Annotated in this window: 15 protein-coding genes; 6 read left to right on the top strand and 9 right to left on the bottom strand. The window is 71.5% G+C overall.

Annotated features, from left to right (window positions below; all coding sequences use genetic code 11):
* Positions 1 to 149: 149 nt before the first annotated feature.
* From ABD978_RS17935 to ABD978_RS17920, 4 genes are all read right to left on the bottom strand, one after another.
* Positions 150 to 2,036 (bottom strand): acyl-CoA dehydrogenase family protein, encoded by a 1,887-nt coding sequence (locus ABD978_RS17935; RefSeq protein WP_345355049.1) that lies wholly within the window; start codon positions 2,034 to 2,036, stop codon positions 150 to 152.
* A 35-nt stretch (positions 2,037 to 2,071) separates the two neighbouring features.
* Complete coding sequence (locus ABD978_RS17930; RefSeq protein WP_345355046.1) at positions 2,072 to 3,445, bottom strand: sensor histidine kinase; 1,374 nt, start codon at positions 3,443 to 3,445, stop codon at positions 2,072 to 2,074.
* A 25-nt stretch (positions 3,446 to 3,470) separates the two neighbouring features.
* Complete coding sequence (locus ABD978_RS17925) at positions 3,471 to 4,157, bottom strand: response regulator transcription factor (RefSeq protein WP_345355043.1); 687 nt, start codon at positions 4,155 to 4,157, stop codon at positions 3,471 to 3,473.
* A gap of 217 nt (positions 4,158 to 4,374) precedes the next feature.
* Positions 4,375 to 4,857, bottom strand: coding sequence for a hypothetical protein (locus ABD978_RS17920; RefSeq protein ID WP_345355040.1), 483 nt, complete (start codon positions 4,855 to 4,857; stop codon positions 4,375 to 4,377).
* Between the two features lie 163 nt (positions 4,858 to 5,020).
* On the opposite strand from ABD978_RS17920, the gene ABD978_RS17915 reads away from it, so the two are divergent.
* Together ABD978_RS17915 and ABD978_RS17910 are read left to right on the top strand one after the other, a co-directional pair.
* Entirely contained in the window at positions 5,021 to 5,767 is a 747-nt protein-coding gene (locus ABD978_RS17915) for an IclR family transcriptional regulator (protein WP_345355037.1), read from the top strand.
* A 260-nt stretch (positions 5,768 to 6,027) separates the two neighbouring features.
* Positions 6,028 to 6,828, top strand: a complete 801-nt coding sequence (locus ABD978_RS17910) for a class I SAM-dependent methyltransferase (protein ID WP_345355034.1) — start codon at positions 6,028 to 6,030, stop codon at positions 6,826 to 6,828.
* Between the two features lie 66 nt (positions 6,829 to 6,894).
* On the opposite strand, the gene ABD978_RS17905 is transcribed toward ABD978_RS17910, so the two are convergent.
* Complete coding sequence (locus ABD978_RS17905) at positions 6,895 to 7,548, bottom strand: Uma2 family endonuclease (protein ID WP_345355031.1); 654 nt, start codon at positions 7,546 to 7,548, stop codon at positions 6,895 to 6,897.
* A 217-nt stretch (positions 7,549 to 7,765) separates the two neighbouring features.
* On the opposite strand from ABD978_RS17905, the gene ABD978_RS17900 reads away from it, so the two are divergent.
* Together ABD978_RS17900 and ABD978_RS17895 are read left to right on the top strand one after the other, a co-directional pair.
* Positions 7,766 to 8,227, top strand: coding sequence for a hypothetical protein (locus ABD978_RS17900; protein ID WP_345355028.1), 462 nt, complete (start codon positions 7,766 to 7,768; stop codon positions 8,225 to 8,227).
* The gene (locus tag ABD978_RS17895; protein WP_345355025.1) at positions 8,224 to 8,532 is read left to right on the top strand and encodes a winged helix-turn-helix domain-containing protein; all 309 of its coding nucleotides are present in this window, start codon (positions 8,224 to 8,226) and stop codon (positions 8,530 to 8,532) included. Before ABD978_RS17900 ends, ABD978_RS17895 begins: the two co-directional genes overlap by 4 nt.
* Positions 8,533 to 8,686: 154 nt before the next feature.
* Here the strand turns inward: ABD978_RS17895 and ABD978_RS17890 are convergent, their stop codons facing one another.
* On the bottom strand, positions 8,687 to 9,181 hold the full coding sequence (locus ABD978_RS17890; protein ID WP_345355022.1) for an ATP-binding protein: 495 nt from the start codon (positions 9,179 to 9,181) through the stop codon (positions 8,687 to 8,689).
* Between the two features lie 178 nt (positions 9,182 to 9,359).
* Between ABD978_RS17890 and ABD978_RS17885 the strand changes: the two genes are divergently transcribed.
* Both ABD978_RS17885 and ABD978_RS43905 read left to right on the top strand, forming a co-directional pair.
* Positions 9,360 to 10,208 carry a helix-turn-helix domain-containing protein gene (locus tag ABD978_RS17885; RefSeq protein WP_345355019.1) on the top strand — a complete coding sequence of 283 codons (849 nt, stop codon included), beginning with the start codon at positions 9,360 to 9,362 and terminating at the stop codon, positions 10,206 to 10,208.
* 24 nt (positions 10,209 to 10,232) lie between these two features.
* Positions 10,233 to 10,331, top strand: a complete 99-nt coding sequence (locus ABD978_RS43905; protein WP_425550734.1) for a DUF397 domain-containing protein — start codon at positions 10,233 to 10,235, stop codon at positions 10,329 to 10,331.
* Positions 10,332 to 10,373: 42 nt separating this feature from the next.
* Here ABD978_RS43905 and ABD978_RS17880 read toward each other — a convergent pair whose 3' ends face one another.
* From ABD978_RS17880 to ABD978_RS17870, 3 genes are all read right to left on the bottom strand, one after another.
* Positions 10,374 to 13,268, bottom strand: a complete 2,895-nt coding sequence (locus ABD978_RS17880) for an ATP-binding protein (protein WP_345355016.1) — start codon at positions 13,266 to 13,268, stop codon at positions 10,374 to 10,376.
* A gap of 9 nt (positions 13,269 to 13,277) precedes the next feature.
* The gene (locus tag ABD978_RS17875) at positions 13,278 to 13,427 is read right to left on the bottom strand and encodes a hypothetical protein (RefSeq protein ID WP_345355013.1); all 150 of its coding nucleotides are present in this window, start codon (positions 13,425 to 13,427) and stop codon (positions 13,278 to 13,280) included.
* A 146-nt stretch (positions 13,428 to 13,573) separates the two neighbouring features.
* Positions 13,574 to 16,450, bottom strand: coding sequence for a helix-turn-helix transcriptional regulator (locus ABD978_RS17870; protein WP_345355010.1), 2,877 nt, complete (start codon positions 16,448 to 16,450; stop codon positions 13,574 to 13,576).
* Between the last annotated feature and the right edge of the window lie 102 nt (positions 16,451 to 16,552).

The following is a 16,552-nucleotide window of genomic DNA, read 5'->3' as shown; positions in this document are numbered from 1 at the left end:
GGTCGTCCATCGTGGGCACCTTCCGGTGAGCGAGATCTGTCACCGGTACTCCGACGAAGTCCCGAACGCTTTCCCCGCCACATGAGCGATCCCCGGCGGTCGCCGCATCGTACGGCGCGGCGGCCGGCCGGGGATCTCGGCAGGTGCCCTCAGGCGACGGTGTGACGGACGTTCTTGCGCCGGCTCGGGCCGGGTTCGGGCTCGGCGATCCACGGGCCGGGGATGGACGGGTCCAGGACGCCCTCCTCCATCCACGTGTAGCGGCCGTCCATGACCTTCCGGGCCAGCCTGCCGTCGAGGGCGTCGGTGTTGTGCCACAGCCGGTCGAACAGCTCGCCGATCCGGACGCGCGCCTGGGCGCAGAACGCCTCCGCCAGCTCGTACGCCTCGGGCCGGTCGTCGGCCTTCGCGCGGACGCACACGGCGCTCATCGCGAACAGCTCGGCGCCGATGTCGACCATGCGGCCGAGGAAGCCCTGCCGGCGTTCGAGGCCGCCCTGCCAGCGTCCGGCGGCGTAGAACACCGAGCGGGCGAGCTTGCGGGAGGAGCGCTCGACGTAGCGCAGGTGCCGGGCCAGCGGGCCGAACTCGGCGTACGACCCGGGCCGCTGCCCCGCCCCGGCGAGGAGCGTGGGGAACCAGGTGGAGTAGAAGCCGCCGGCGCGGCCGACGGCCTTGGCCTTGGCCTTCAGGTCGGCGTCGGGGTCGATGATGTCGCCGGCCACCGACAGGTGGGTGTCGACCGCCTCACGGGCGATGAGGAGCCGCATGATCTCCGAGGAGCCCTCGAAGATGCGGTTGATGCGCAGGTCGCGCAGGAGCTGCTCGACGGGGACGCCGCGCTCGCCGCGCGCGGCCAGGGACTCGGCGGTCTCGTACCCGCGCCCGCCGCGGATCTGCACGAGCTCGTCGGCCACGCGGCAGGCCATCTCCGAGGCGTACAGCTTGGCCAGCGCGGCCTCGATGCGGATGTCGTTGCGCTCGTCGTCCGCGAGGGCGCTGGACAGGTCGACCATCGCCTCCAGCGCGTACGCCGTCGCGGCGATGAAGGAGATCTTGGCGGAGACGGCCTCGTGCTCGCCGACGGGGCGGCCCCACTGGACGCGCTCCTTCGACCACTCGCGGGCGATCATGGTGCACCACTTGGCCGCCCCGGCGCACATGGCCGGGAGGGACAGGCGCCCGGTGTTCAGCGTGGTCAGCGCGATCTTCAGGCCCTGGCCCTCCTTGCCGACGCGGTTGGCCGCGGGCACGCGGACCTGGTGGAAGCGGGTGACGCCGTTCTCGATGCCGCGCAGGCCCATGAAGGCGTTGCGGTTCTCGACGGTGATGCCCTCGCTGTTCGCCTCGACGACGAACGCCGTGATCCCGCCGCGGTGGCCCTCCGACTCGGGTACGCGGGCCATGACGACGAGCAGGTCGGCGACGACGCCGTTGGTGGTCCAGAGCTTGACGCCGTCGATGACGTACTCGTCGCCGTCCGGGACGGCCGTGGTGCGCAGCCGGGCCGGATCGGAGCCGACGTCGGGCTCGGTGAGCAGGAACGCGCTGATCTCGTTGACGCAGCGGGGCAGGAACGTCCGCTTCTGCCGGTCGGTGCCGAACAGCTTGACCGGCTGCGGTACGCCGATGGACTGGTGGGCGGACAGCAGCGCGCCCAGCGCGGAGTGGGTGGACCCGGCGAGCATGAGCGCCTTGTTGTAGTAGACCTGGCTCAGGCCGAGGCCGCCGTACTCCTCGGGGATCTTCATGCCGAAGGCGCCCAGGGCCTTCAGCCCCTTGATCACGTCGTCCGGGATGCGGGCCTCGCGCTCGATGGTCTGGGGGTCCACCTTCGTCTCGCAGAACTCCCGGAGCCGGGCCAGGAACTCCTCTCCTTTGCCCCGGGCCTCCTCATCCGCCCGTGGATGGGGGTGGATGAGGTCGAGCCGGAAGTCGCCGAGGAAGAGCTGCTTGCCGAAGCTGGGCAGCCGCCACGCGGTCTCGCGGGCCTCTTCGGCGACGCGGCGGGCGGTGCGTTCGTCCACGTGCGCCATGAGGAATCACCTCCGTAGGAAGTTACTCCCTGGTTCTACCCGCCAGTAGGCCCGGTATGCGGAGGGTTGTCCGCAGGCCCCGGGACCACCGGTGCCAGCCGCGGCAGCTCCACCCGTACGACCGTGCCGGCCCCCGGCGCCGAGCGCAGCGCGGCATGCCCGCCGTGCGCCGCCGCGATCGCCGCCACGATCGCCAGGCCCAGTCCGCTGCCGTCGCTGCCCTGCGCGTGGTGGAACCGGTCGAACGCGCGCGCGGCCTCCTCCGCCGCCATTCCCGGACCCTCGTCGGCGACCTCGAGGACGACCGTCGTGTCGGTCGGCGCCAGCCGTACGGTCACCGGCGTGCGCGGCGGCGTGTGCGCGCGCACATTGGCCAGCAGGTTCGCCAGGACCTGCCGGATCCGGGCCTCGTCGGCCACGGTGACCAGCGAGTCCGGCGCGTCGAGGGTGATCGGCCGGTCCGGCTCGACGACCGCCGCGTCCGCCACCGCGTCCCGCGCCGGCACGGCCAGATCGACCGGCGCCGTCGCCAGCGCCGAGCCCTTGTCCAGGCGCGCCAGCTCCAGCAGCTCGTCGACGAGGCGTCCCATCCGCGCGGCCTCCCCGGAGATCCGCCGCATCGCCTCCTCGGCGCTGACCGCGCCCTGCTCGTACAGGTCGGAGTAGCCGCGGATGGTCGTCAGCGGCGTACGCAGCTCGTGCGACGCCTCCGTGGCGAACTCCCGTACCTTCGCCTCCGACCGCAGCCGCGCCAGGAACGCCTGCTCGATCCGGCCCAGCATGACGTTGATCGCCCCGGCCAGCCGGCCGACCTCCGACGGCGACTCCTCCATCCGGGCGCTCAGGTCGCCGCCGCTCGCGATGCCGTGCGCCGTGGCCGCCATCCGCGACAACGGCGCCAGCCCGCGCCGGACCAGCCCCCGGCCGAGCAGGGCGACCAGGCCGAGCAGGACCACCCCCGTGGCCGCCTCGACGACGAGGAGGCCCGCGAGGGCCGCGTGCACCTCGGTGAGCGGATCGACGACGACGGTGAGGTTCCCGCGCGCGTTGACGCGGGCGATCGCGCGCATCCCCCCGAACCCGAACGGCCTGCCCCGCCGCCCCTCGGCGAACAGCGGACCGGGACCGAGCCGTACGGCGCGGTCGAGGGCGCGCGCCGGGTCGGGCCCGCCTGCGGCCGCGCGGACCCGGCCGTCCCGCGTCGCGGTGAGGACGATGTACCGGCCGGGGGCCACCGTGTCGGCGGCGTGCGCGGGGGCGGGCCGCCGGCGGACGTCCTCGAGCTGATTGTCGGCCCGGTGCAGCAGGTAACCGCGCAGCACGACCGCGCTGACCAGGCCCATCAGCGTCAGCCCCACCGCGGTTACGGCGAGCAGCCCGGCGACGAGCCGGGTGTTGAGCGATCTCATGCCCGCCGCCTCATTGGCTGGGGCCTCATGCCGGCGGCCGCAGGGCGTAGCCGACGCCGCGCTGGGTGTGGATCAGATCCGAGCCGAGCTTGCGGCGCAGGTAGCTCACGTAGGTCTCGACGACCGGGGAGCCGGCGGAATGGTCCCAGCCCCAGACGTTCTCCAGCAGCTGCGCGCGGCTGAGCACCCGGCCCGGGTTGCGCATGAAGTAGGTCAGCAGCCGGAACTCGGTCGGCGACAGCTCGATCTCGGTATCGGACCGGCGCACCGTCCAGTGGGCGACGTCGACCTCCAGGTCGGCGACGCGCAGCACCTCGTCGGCTGAGGAGGACGCGGCCGGCGGCCGGGCGCGCCGCAGCACCGCCCGCACGCGGGCGACCAGGGCGTCCACCGCGAACGGCTTCGTCACGTAGTCGTCCCCGCCCAGGGCCAGGCCGGTCACCGTGTCCGACGAGGTGTCCCGGGCGGTGAGGAAGATGACCGGCGTCTCGTCGCCGTCACCGCGCAGGCGGCGGCACACCTCGAAGCCGTCCAGGTCGGGCAGCATGACGTCGAGCACGATCAGCGCCGGCCGGTCCTCGCGCACCCGGCGCAGCGCCTCGTCTCCCGTCGCCGCCGTCACGACGGCGAATCCGTGGAAGCGCAGGGCGACTTCCACGAGATCACGGATGTTCGGCTCGTCGTCGACGACGAGCACTCGGGGATCGTCCATCGGCTCCATCATCGCGCCATGCCCGCTCCGGAACGGCCCGCGGTCCGGGGGCGGCCATCCTCATCCCGGACGGGCCACGGCCGCGCCCGTGGCCCGGGGCAGCCGTCCCCGTCCCGGAACGGCCCACGGCCATGCCCGGCTTGCGAACCGTTTCCGGCTCGGGGGACGGTCCCGGGCCGGGCGGGCGCGCGCCGCCGTCCCGGCCCGGGACGCCGGTTCAGCCGTGCGAGGGGGTCGGCGAGGTCGTCGCCTTCGCCGGGACCTTCTTCGGCACGACCACCCGATTCGCCGTACGGGCGCCGCTCGCGTCCCGGCCGAGGATGACGACGAAGTCGCCCGAGGCCAGTTTCGACACGGCGGACTTGGCGCCGTCCTTGCGGACCTTCGTGGTGCCGTCGGTCTTCCACTGCCAGGTCGTGCCGTCGACGCTGCGGACGCTGAGCGTTCCGCCGCTCGTCGCGGTCAGCGTGCCCCGCTGCCAGTCGACCTGCGCGAAGCCCTTCTTCGTACGGACGGTGGCCTGACCGTGGATCCCGCGTACGGCGCGGACGCGACGTGCGCGGTGCCCCGGATGCTGCTTCGCCGCCTTGGTGGTGGTGCTCGGCGACGGACCGGCCGACGCCGGAACCGCCAGGTAGACGCCCGTGCCGACGACCCCGACGGCCAGCGCGGACACACCGCCCAGAATCTTCTTGTTCAACTCGGCCTCCTTTCAGGTTGCCGTCATCCAGTCAAAAGGAAGACTTTGAAGAACCTGGGGGAGGATTCTGGGAAATCCATGGGAAGTGGCCAGGAACGGTCCAAGGGCGAGAGATTGAGCGAATCGCTTGACCGAGGGGTCAAGGCGGGGTTCGCTGTCCGTGATGAAAGAGACACGGAGGCCGACTCTCATCGTCTCGGTGCAGCGCGCGCTGCGTCTCATGGAGGCGGTGGCGTCGCATCCCGGCGGCGCGCCCGCCAAACAGCTCGCCCGCCAGGTCGGACTGCCGCTGGCCACGACGTACCACCTGCTGCGCACCCTGGTCCACGAGGGATATCTGGTGCGCACGACGGAGGGGGCCTACCTCCTCGGTGACCGGGTGGACCCCCTCCAGGACGACCGGCGCGCCCAGGACCGCGTCGCCCGCATTCGCGTGGAGTTGCGGGCGCTCCGAGACGAGCTCGGGGTGGCGGCGTACTTCAGCCTGTACGAGGACGGCGAGATCCGCGTCGTTGAGATCGCGGACGGTCCCCGGACGCCCCGGGTCGACCTGTCGGTGGGCCTCAGCCAGACGGCGCACGCCACCGCGATCGGCAAGTGCGTTCTGGCCCAGCTCCCGCCGCTCGCCCGCCGCGACCACCTGTCCCGGCACCCGCTGATCGGCCTGACGCCCCACACCATCACCCACCAGGGCGAGCTCGAACGCCGGCTCGACTCACCACTCGCGCTGGACCGCGAGGAGTACCTCCTGGGCACCGGATGCGCCGCGGTCCCCGTGACCGACGCGGCCGGGGAGACGGTCGGAGCCGTCGCGGTCTCCTGCAGCCCGGCGAAACTGGGGAAAGTGGAGGCGTTCGCGCCGCGCATCCGGGACGCCGCCGCACGGATCAATCTGGCGCTCACCATCTGAAAACAGTCATCTTGCGGCTATCGCCCGTTATCGTGAACCTTTGTGCAATGAGGGCGGCGGCCCCCACAGATTCCCGTCCCGGGCCATGGTCCGACCTCGATGTGCTCATGGCCACGGCTGTCGAAGGGTCACGGCCTTCCGGCCATCATGGCCCGGGGCGGGGTACCTCCTCGACGGGTTCACGGTGCTCGCATGAGTACCGGCTGTGGATAGACTTCTCACCCACCTGGGCCCGTCGTCGACATTCAGCGAGTGATCGCATGCCACCAGCGCAGAAGAATTCCATCGCACGTTCCCTGCTCGGCCTGCTCGGCAGCGGCCGGCCGGCACCGGAGACCTTCGAAGGTGATGACCAGCCGGCCGCCGGCGAAGGCCAGTTGGAGAACCACCTCGGCGGCGATGAGGCGAAGAACTACCGCCAGTACGAGTACGACACGGTGGCCCCGCACGTCGGCCGGTCACTCCTCGAGGTCGGATCCGGTCTCGGCCACTTCTCCGAGCAGTTCGCGGGCCGCCTCGACTACCTGGTCGTCAGCGACAACGACCCCTACTGCGTCGAGCAGCTGACCAAGCGCTACCAGGGCAACGATGACGTCGAGGTGCTCGACCTCGCGCTGCCCGCCGAGATCAAGATCAAGCGCAAGGTCGACACCGTCGTCATGATGAACGTCCTCGAGCACATCAAGGACGACGTCCAGGCGCTGAAGGACCTCGCCGCCGTGGTCGAGCCCGGCGGGCGCATCGTCATCTGGGTGCCGGGTTACATGCAGCTGTACGGCGACTTCGACCGCAAGGTCGGCCACGTGACCCGCTACACGCCGAAGACCCTGGCCGCGACCGTCAAGGGCGCCGGGCTCGGCATCGACGTGCTCAAGCCGATCAACTTCCTCGGCGGCATCGCCTGGTGGGCCGCGGTCCGCCGCGGCGGCGCCGGCTACCCCGACCCGAAGCTCGTCAAGATCTACGACCGGACGGTCGTGCCGACCACCCGCCTCATCGAGCGCGTCGTCCGCCCGCCCTTCGGCCAGACCGTCTTCTGCGTCGCCCGCGTCCCGAAGTAAGCCTCGCAGCGCTCAACGCCCTGGGTTCTGGTCGTCCAGACGACCAAAACCCAGGGCGTAAATCTTTCAGCGGTCCCACGGCTCCCACCCGTCGGTCGGAATGTCCAGTCCGAACGGCTCCGGTAGGTGGATCGTTTCCCCGAACTTCCAGGTGGTCAGGACCTCGTACGTCCCCGCGTGGACGTCCGGGCGGGCGTACAGCGTGGTGCGGGGCGTCCGCGGGTCGCGGTCGACGAGCAGGTAGTACGGGATTCCCATCGACGCGTACCCGCCCCACTTCGTGGGCCTTCGACCCAATCGGCCGGGCTCCCGGTCATTCGCGGCGTTCGACGGAGACGTGACCTCCACGGCCAGGTCGACCTGCGGCGGCAGGAGGTAACGCGCGCCGGTCTGCCATGCCTCGCGCGCGACGTCGGCGTCGATCACGAGCAGGTCGGGCACATATCCGTCGCCGAGCCGGATGAGGTTCAGATCGGTCGTCTGCACGCAGCGCCAGGTGAAGCCTGGCCGGGTGGCGCGGACCTCCGCGAAGCGATCACTGATATCGCTGACGACCAGGTCGTGCGCCAACGTCGGTCCGGGCGACACGACGATCTCCCCTCCGATGACCTCGACCCTCGTGCCGTCGTCAGGGAGGTGGAGAAAGTCGGCCAGCTCACCGCGGACCCACAGGTCGTACGGAGTGTCCGGGAGCGTGTAGTAATGGGCCACCGCACTCACGTTGCGTGACTCCTCCTTCACGATCAGCTCCGGTCATCGTAGGGACCCGCTCACTGTCCGTACGCAGAACCGCACATTCCCTGGCGTCTCTTGTCGGCGGACGGCGCGGACCTTCCGTGGGGTAAGTACTTGACGGGTTGGAAAGTGGAAAGTATTTCCCAACATGGAAAGTATTTCCCGACATGGAAAGTACTTGACGAGGAAGCAGGTATCTCCCGTGGACCACGTCCCCAGCCCAGCCGAGGCGCTCGCCGAGATCGAGCGGACGCAGCAGCGGGCCTACGCGACGCAGCGGCTCTCGCTCTGGTACCTGCCGAGCGTGATCGCCCTGGTCACCATCGCCGCGATCGCCGTCGAACTCGACGGCGCCGCACAGATCGTTCTCACCGTGGCGGACGTCGCCGGCCTGGGGGCACTGACCGCCACGCTGGCCGCCCGCATGCGCGTCAAATGGCGACCGGGTACCTGGACGGTGGGCGCCGGAGTATGGATGGCCTTGTGGCTCCTCTCGATCTGCGCCGTCTGGGGCGTGGTGCCGGTGGTCGTCGGCTCGTTCGCCGACTCCGCGCTCTGGCAGAAGGCCATCGCCGGCGTGGTCACCGCGATCTACGCGGCGGCGACCACCCGCTGGGTCGAGAACCAGGTGCTGGCCCACTCGGCGGGCAAGGTGGTCCGGTGAATCTCGACCCGGTGATCCACGCGCCTGCGCGCCTGCAGATCGTCTCGCTGCTCGCCGCGGCGACCGAGGCCGAGTTCGCCTTCGTGCGCGACAACCTTCAGATCAGCGACTCGGTCCTGTCCAAGCACGCCAGCGCCCTGGAGACCGCCGGCTACGTCGAGATCCGCAAGGGCCACGTCGGCAAACGCCCCCGGACCTGGCTCAAACTCACCCCGCAGGGCCGCCAGGCGTTCCGTGAGTACGTCGCCACACTCCAGCGGATCGTCGGCCAGCCCCTCGCCGACCTCCCACGCGACGGCCGATGACCGCAGTCGCGGTGCGAAGAGCACGCCGCTTCGAGCGGCGTACTGAATGCTCGGTGATCGCGACCGCCGACCCTGGCAAATGCCGCATACGGCGAGCCGAACGGCCGGTTCACCGAGCGTTCTGCTCAGGCGGTGGCCGCCATCACCGTCCCGCTCATTCCAGTCGCCGGATTTCGGCGAGTTCAGCGGTCGTCAGTTCGATGCCGGGTGCGGCGACGACCACGTGCACGGTCTTGCCGCGCTCGACATAGGTCACCCACCGGGAGGTGGCCAGGTGGTCGACGATGGACAGGCCGCGCCCGTTCTCGGCGAGTTGCCCGCCTTCGTCGCTGCCGGGCATGGGGCGGTGGTCGGGATCGGTGACGGCCAGGTGTGCCCATCGGGCGGTGACGGTCATCTCCACGCCGATCGGCCAGAGGTCGTCCGGCCAGGTGCGCAGTGCGCAGGCTGCACGGATCGCGTTGGTGACGATCTCGCTGGCGATTAAGCCGATCTCGTAGGCGTCGAAGGGGTGGCCGAAGACGGCGGTCGAGGCGAACGAACGCGCCTTGGCGACACATTCGGGTCGGGCGCGCAGTGCCAGCCACGACGGCCGAGGCGGCGCGATGGGGGATGCGGCGGTGACGGTCGCCGCCGGGTCGGATGTCACAGGGCGATCACTCCCTGTAGTGAGTGCCGGGCGTAATGACCCGGCGTACGGGTTCGCGTGTCGCCTCAGCATGGACCTGCCATTCAGATTCTTCAAGCTGAAGAATCTTTTCTGAACGCTATGACGCTAATGTCTAGTTCCACGGCGCCCGTACCGCTGTCCCCCTACGATCGGCCTCATGCCTCGGACCAGCCCCACCCTGCGACGACGTGAATTGTCGAAGCGGTTGAAAGAGCTTCGCGAAGCGGCCGGCGTGACCGCGACCGAGGCTGCCGAAGCGCTCGGCTGTTCCATCGACAAGATTCACTGGATCGAACGGGGCGAATGGAACCGGCCACGCTGGCGGGACGTCCGGGATCTGCTTGATCGGTACCGCGTCACCGACGAACGGCTCCGCGAGTACCTCATGCAGCTCGCTCGGGAAGGCGGTCAGAAGGACTGGTGGCATCCGTACCGGAAGATGCTGTCCGAGGCCTACTCGACGTACATCGCCTTCGAAGGTGACGCCGACGAGCTGCTGACCTTCGAACTGGCCGTCATCCCCGGCCTCCTCCAGACCGAGGACTACGCACGTGCGCTGAACCAGGCCGGGCCCGCGGAGGTCGATGCGGACGAGATCGAGAAGCGGGTGAGGATTCGGGCCGAACGGCAGCGCATCCTCGAGGGCGACGATCCTGTGCGGCTGTTCGCCGTGATCGACGAGGCTGCGCTGCGTCGTACGGTCGGTGGTCCTGCGGTGATGCGGGCTCAGTTGAAGCACCTGATGGAAATGGCGGCCCGGCCGAACATCACCCTTCAGGTCATTCCGTTCGAAGCCGGCCCGCATCCCGCGACAGGCGGACGCTTCACGATCATCAGCTTTCCGGGCCAGGATCCGGACGCGGTCTATATCGAGACCATCGGTGGTGAACTCCTGATCGAGAGCGAGGGAGTGGCCCAGTATCAGCGGGTCTTCCGCCGTCTCAATGCCGATGCCTTGTCGACCGAAGATACGATCGCGCTGATCGGCCGAATGATCGGCTCATGACCCCTCAGACGAGAGACGGTGCTCATGACCCAGCATGATCCTCTCCGTGTCCTCGACTGGCGCAAGTCCCGTCGCTCTGAACAGCAGGGCGCCTGCGTCGAAGTCGCCGTTGTGAAGAGCTGAGCGAACGAGGAGGCCCCCGGTCGGTGACCGGGGGTTTTCCTGTTATTCGGTCAGGCGGAGGCGGTGGGCGGCGGCTGCGGCGGCGCCTCGGGTGGGGACGTTCAGTTTGGCGAGGATGTTGGAGACGTGGACGCTGGCGGTCTTCGCGGAGATGAACAGCTCCTCGGCGATCTCCCGGTTGCTGCGTCCCTCCGCGAGGAGGCGCAGCACCTCCTGTTCGCGGGGCGTGAGCCCGAGCGGCGCCTGACCGGCCGTTCCGCCGTCCAGCCGGAGCCGGGCGCGCCGGGCGACCTGGTCGATGTCCGCGCGCAGCGGCCTCGCCTTCAGGCGGTCGGCGAGGTCCGCCGCGCGGCACAGGAGGGTCGACGCGTCGTCGCGGTCCCCTTCGGCGACGGCGGCCTCGGCGGTCCGCAGGAGCGCCTCCGCCAGCGGGTACGGCCAGCCGAGCGCGTCCCACGCGGCCACGGCGGCCGTCCAGGCCGTCCGGTCGAGCACGCCCGCCGCCCGCGCGGACTCGGCCTCGAAGGTCGCCCGCTGGGCGGCCGTCACCGGGCCGTGCGCCGGCGTCGCCGCGGCGATCTCGCGCAGCCGGGCGGCGAGCGTGTCGGCGGGATGAAGGGCGCAGGCACGGATGCCCGCGAGAAGGATCGGCCAGCTGAGCCGCGGGTCCCCGTCCAGCTCCTGCTCGGTGACGGCGCGCTCGGTGGCCGCGACCGCGCCGGGGCCGTCGCCCTCGGCAAGGCGCCACTCGATCAGCAGCCCGGCCAGCGGAAGGACCTGCTGCGGATACGGATCGCCGACCGCGCACAACGAGGTCAGCTCGGTGACGATCGGGGGAACCACCTCGCCGTCCCCACGGGCGATGGCGATGCGCGCGCGGCTCAGCAGCAGTTGCCCGCGCAGGCCCGGGACGGGGGAGAGCTCCTCGGCCCGCTCCAGCGTCTCGATCGCGTCGTCCCAGCGGCCGAGCGACAACTGAGACTCGGCCAGGTTGCCCGCCGCGAAGACCCCGTGCGTACGGGCCCGGCCGAGGGATTCGGCCATCGTGAGGGCCTTCTGCGCCGCCGCCACCGCGTCCTCGGACCGGCCCTGGGCCTGCAGGCCGTCAGAGGCGTTGACCAGCGAGCGGAGCCGCGCGTCATCGTCTCCGACGCGTTCGGCCCGAGCGGTCGCCTTCCGCAGGGTCTCCATGGCGTCGGCGAACCGGCCCTGATGGGCTTCGGCGATGGCCAGGTTGTTCAGGGCGTCGGCCGCGGCGCAGTCGTCGGCGAACCGCTCGGCGAGCTCCAGTGTCTCCTCGATGATCGGCCGGGCCTCGTCGCCCCGGCCCAGCAGCATGAGGATCCGGCCCAGCGGGGCGAGGACCGAGGCTCGGGCCGGTGAGGGATCGCGGACCAGGCGCTCGGCGCGCCACAGGTCGTCCAGGCCGCCGGCGTGCCCCCGGTCCCGCTTGAGCCGCGCGCGGCGCTGGAGGATGAGCGCGACCTGCTCCGGGTCGTGTTCCTCGTCGACCTCGGCGAGGGCGGCGCGGACGAACGCCAGTCCGCGTTCGGGTTCGCCGCTCGCGTCGGCCGCCTGGGCGGCCTTCCGGAGCACGCCGACGTGGTCGAGGCCCGTCCGCTCCGCCGCGTCGGGTACCCGCTCCCACAGCTCCAGGACGCGTTCGAGCATCTGCAACTGCTCGGCGTAGGCGAACGCGGCCTCGGACTCGCGGGACGCCTGCCAGGCCGCCCGCAGGGCGCGTTCGGGGTCGTGCGCGTTCGCCCAGTGCATCGCGATCTCGACGATGGGCCGGTCCCCGACGCTCAGTGCCGGGTCCGCCTCGAGCGCCTCCGCGAACCGCTGGTGGGCGCGGGCATGCTCCCCGGGGAGCAGTTGATCGTGCAGGGCCTCCCAGATCAGCGCGTGCCGGAAGGAGTACGTCCGCTCGTCGGTCACCAGGACGTTGCCGTCGACGGCCGGGCGCAGCAGCGATGACAGCGCCCTGTCGTCCAGCCCGCTGACCGCGGCGAGCAGCGCGTGCCCGAACCGTACCCCCGCCGCGGTGGAGGCCAGCCGGAGCAGGTCCTGCGTCTCCTCGGGCAGCCGGTCGACGGCGACGAGGACGAGATCCCGTACGGACTCGGACATGCCGCAGTCGGGGGAGTCGGCGGTCGCCTCGACCAGCAGCGGGATGCCGGCGCTGCGCTCGTACACCGCGTCGACGACCTTGGGCTCGGGCTCGCGGCCGAGGATGCCGGCGAGCTGCCCGGCGGTCTCCGTACGGGTCAGGCGGGGCAGGTCCAGCCGGACCACGCCCTCGATGCGTTCGAGTTCCGCGATCACCGGGCGCATGGGGTGGGAGCGGTGCAGCTCGTCCGAGCGGAAGGTGATGACGAGGAGTACGGCGGTGTGCCGGAGGTTGCGCAGCAGGAAGGTGAGCAGGTCGCGCGTTGACCGGTCGGCCCAGTGGGCGTCCTCGACGATGAGGATCAGCGGGCGGCGGTCGGCCAGCCGTTCCAGCAGCACCAGCATCTGCTCGAACAGCCGGACCCGTGCGCTGTCGGGGTCCGGGTCGGCGGCCGGCTCGCCGAACTCCGGGAGCAGGCGGGCCAGGTCGCGGGCGCCGTCGCGGGGCATGAGCGCGGCGATCTCCGCCGCGCCCGCCTCTCGTACGAGCTGGCGGAGCGCGGCGGTGAACGGGGCGTACGGGAAGCCGACGGTGCTGAGTTGCAGGCACGCGCCGGTGAGGATGAGGGCGTCGCGGCGTACCTGGTCGACGAACTCGCCGACCAGGCGGGTCTTGCCGCCGCCCGCATCACCGCCGATCAACACGGCCCCGGGAGTCCCGGCCTCGGCCCGCCGGAGGGCGTCGGTCAGGACGGCGATCTCCGGCTGCCGTCCGACGAAGGCGGGGCTGACCTCATGCGCGCGCACGCCGTCCAGAATGCCACGCATGTCGGAATCTCAGGCTGCCTTGAAAGCACGCGGCCGCGGCGTCCGGAGGGACAGCCGCCGGGCGCGGGGGAGGCGCCGGACCCGGCGCTCCCGCGCGGCCTCCCGCCGCCAGTCCCGCGAGCGCTCGGTGCTGAGCGCGTACATGATGTCGGGGTGCATGGTGTCCTCCTGCGTGAGTCGCTGACACCATCCAGGTTCGTTCTAAGACGGGACCCGGCACATCGGGTGAACGTCCTATCCGGCGCCCCTCACCCGCCTATCCGGCGTACATCCTCGTACTAAGCGGCCCTAAGGGACTCAGACGCTCAGACGATGCCCAGGCGGTGCGCGGCCGCGGCGGCCTCGCCGCGGCTCGCGACCTGCAGTTTCGCCAGGATGTTGGACACGTGGACACTCGCGGTCTTGGCGGAGATGAACAGCCGGCCGGCGATCTCGCGGTTGCTGCGGCCGTCCGCGACGAGCCGGAGGACCTCCAGCTCCCGAGGGGTGAGGCCGAGCACCGGGGCGTCGGTCCGGCCCCCCAGCGCGATCCTGGACCGCCGGGCCTGCGCCTCGATCCGCTCCCGCAGCGGCCGGGCGCCGAGGTCGTCGGCGATCTCGGCCGCCTGCCGGAGCCGCGCGGCGATGTCCTCCCGGCCGTCGCCGTCCTGCGGATCGCTCGCCTCGGCGGTCCGCAGCAGCGCGTACGCGAGGGAGTACGGCTCCTTGAGGGCTTCGAAGGCGCTCGCTGCGGCCGCCCACGCCGCCCGGTCGAGCACACTCTCGGCGCGGGCCGCCTCGGCTTCGAAACGCAGCCGGTACGCTCGCTGGACGCTGTCTCCGTCGGTGGTCTTCTCGGCGGCCGCCCGGATCCGGGTCAGCAGACCCGCGGCGCGTTCGCCGCCGGCCTCCGCGCACGCCCGCGCCGCCGCGCACAGCAGCGGCAGGCCGTAGCGCGCGCTGACCGACGGCTGCAGCTCCGTCAGGACGTACTCGACGGCGTCCAGGGCGCCGTCGAGGTCGCCCTGGGCGACCCGCAGGCAGATCCGGAGGCCTTCGGAGGGGAAGAGCTCCTGGGTACGGGAGAACGTCGGGGCGAGGACCGCGTCGAGCGTGGCGATGGCCCGGGCGGCGGTGTCGAGGTCGCCGCGAGCGAGCGCGATGACGCCGATGATGTGGTGCAGCGAGGCGCGGGTCAGCGGAGGTGGAGAGAGCTCCAGGGCGTGCTCGACGACCTCCAGTGCCTCGTCCCAGCGGCCGAGCGACACCAGGGGCTCGGCCAGGTTGATGCTCAGGAACGCGCCGGAGGTGCGCGCCAAGCCGTGCTTACCGGCGAGCGCGACGCCGCGCCGCGCCACCTCGACGGCGCGCTCGTGCTCGCCCATCCCCTCCAGGACGTGTGACAGGTTCGTGGCGATGCGCAGCATGGCCGAGTCGTCCGCGCCGCCGCGCATGTACACCGCCTCGGCCTTGGCCAGCTCGGCCAGGTGGCGTTCGCCGTCGGAGTCGGAGAAGTCGCAGCCGGCGATCGTCGTCAGCGCGTGCGCCTCGACCGTCGCGTCACCGACCGCGCGGGCGGTGTTCAGGGCCTCGACGGCGAGCGCGCGTGCCTCCTCGGCGCCGGTCGGCAGCAGGTAGAGCTGCTGGGCGAGGGTGGACAGGACCCGCGCCCGCGCCCCGCTGGGCGGGTCGGCGGGCACGAGCCGGGCCGCCTCCCGCAGGTCGTCCAGCGCCTTCGGATGGCCGAGGTGGATCTTGAGCCGGCCGCGGTGCTCCAGGACCTCGGCGGTCCGGATCGGGTCGTCGACCTCCTTCAGCGCCGCCTTCGCGAAGGCCACGCCACGCTCGGTCTCCCCGGCGAGGTCGGAGGCGTCGATCGCCCGCTCCAGGACCGTGACGTGGTCGACGCCCAGCCGCTCGGCGGCGTCCGGAACCTTCTCCCACAGCTCCAGGACGCGGTCGAGCATGCGCAGGCACTCGGTGTACGCGGTGGCCTCCTTGGCGACCTGGGCCGCCTTCCACGCGCTGACCAGCGCCCAGGTGGCGTCGTGCGCGGAGTACCAGTGGTGGGCGAGCTCGGCGGCCGCGCGGCCCATCGGGACCAGCGAGGAATCCTTCTCCAGCGCCTCGGCGAACCGGGTGTGCGTGCGCGTGTGCTCGCCGGGCAGCAGGTCGCCGTGGACGGCCTCGCGCATCAGGGCGTGCCGGAAGCCGTACGCCTCACCGTCGACGACCAGGACGTTCGCGGCGACGGCGGGCCGCAGCACCCGGGACAGCGCGCCGTCGTCCAGGCCGGTGACCGCGGCGAGCAGGGCGTGTTCGACGCGGTCGCCGCCCGCGCTGGTGACGCGCAGGACGTCCTGGGTCTCCTCCGGCAGTTTGCGCACGCTGCCGAGGATCAGGTCCCACAACGAGTCGGGGAGCTCGCTGTTGATCTGGCCGTCGCAGCTCAGCAGGGCCTCGACGAACAGCGGGTTCCCCTCGCTCCGTTCGTAGACGGTGTCGAGGTTCGGCTGGTCGAGGTCCCGGCCGAGGATGCCGCGGGCCTGCTCGGCCACGGCGCGGCGGGGCAGGCGGTCCAGGTTGAGCCGCCGGACCCAGTCGACCCGGCCGAGCTCGGCGAGCAGCGGGCGGAGCGGATGGTCGCGGTGGAGCTCGTCGGAGCGGTACGTCGCGATCACCAGCAGGCCGGCGGGGAGGTTGCGGATCAGGTAGCTGAGCAGGTCGCGGGTGGAACGTTCCGCCCAGTGCACGTCCTCGATGACCAGGACGGCCGGGTCCTTCTCGGTGAGTCGTTCGAACAGCAGCAGCACGTGGTCGAACAGCCGGATGCGCGCCTCCGCCGTGCCGCTCTCGGTGTCGGGCCGGCCGAACTCCGGGAGCAGCCGGGCCAGCCCCGCCGGCGTTCCGCCGGGCAGCAGCGCGGCGACGCCCTCGACGCCGATCTCCCGGACCAGGCGGCGCAGCATCGCGCTGAACGGAGCGAACGGCAGACCCTCCGCGCTGATCTGGAGGCAGCCGCCGCAGAAGGTCCGTACGTCGGGGTTCGCGTCCAGGAACTCCCTGATCAGCCGGCTCTTGCCCACGCCCGCCTCGCCGCCGACGAGCACGGTGCCGGGCGCCTCCCGCAGAGCCCTGTTCAGGAAGGCGAGCTCATCCCCTCTTCCGGCCAGGACGGCGCTGACCCCCTGCTGACTCTGCACTCCCCAAGAATGCCATCAGGGCGGGACAAAACAGACGTGATTTTTCCCTTGGCTTAGCCGAGACCGTCGCCGGTACGTCGTGGCCGCCGTAGGGACGTAGGT

The sequence above is a fragment of the Actinoallomurus liliacearum genome, from assembly GCF_039542035.1.
Classification (GTDB): Bacteria; Actinomycetota; Actinomycetes; order Streptosporangiales; family Streptosporangiaceae; genus Actinoallomurus; species Actinoallomurus liliacearum.
The sequence above is the reverse complement of the archived record's forward strand: the minus strand, read 5'-3'. Positions and strand labels throughout refer to the sequence as shown.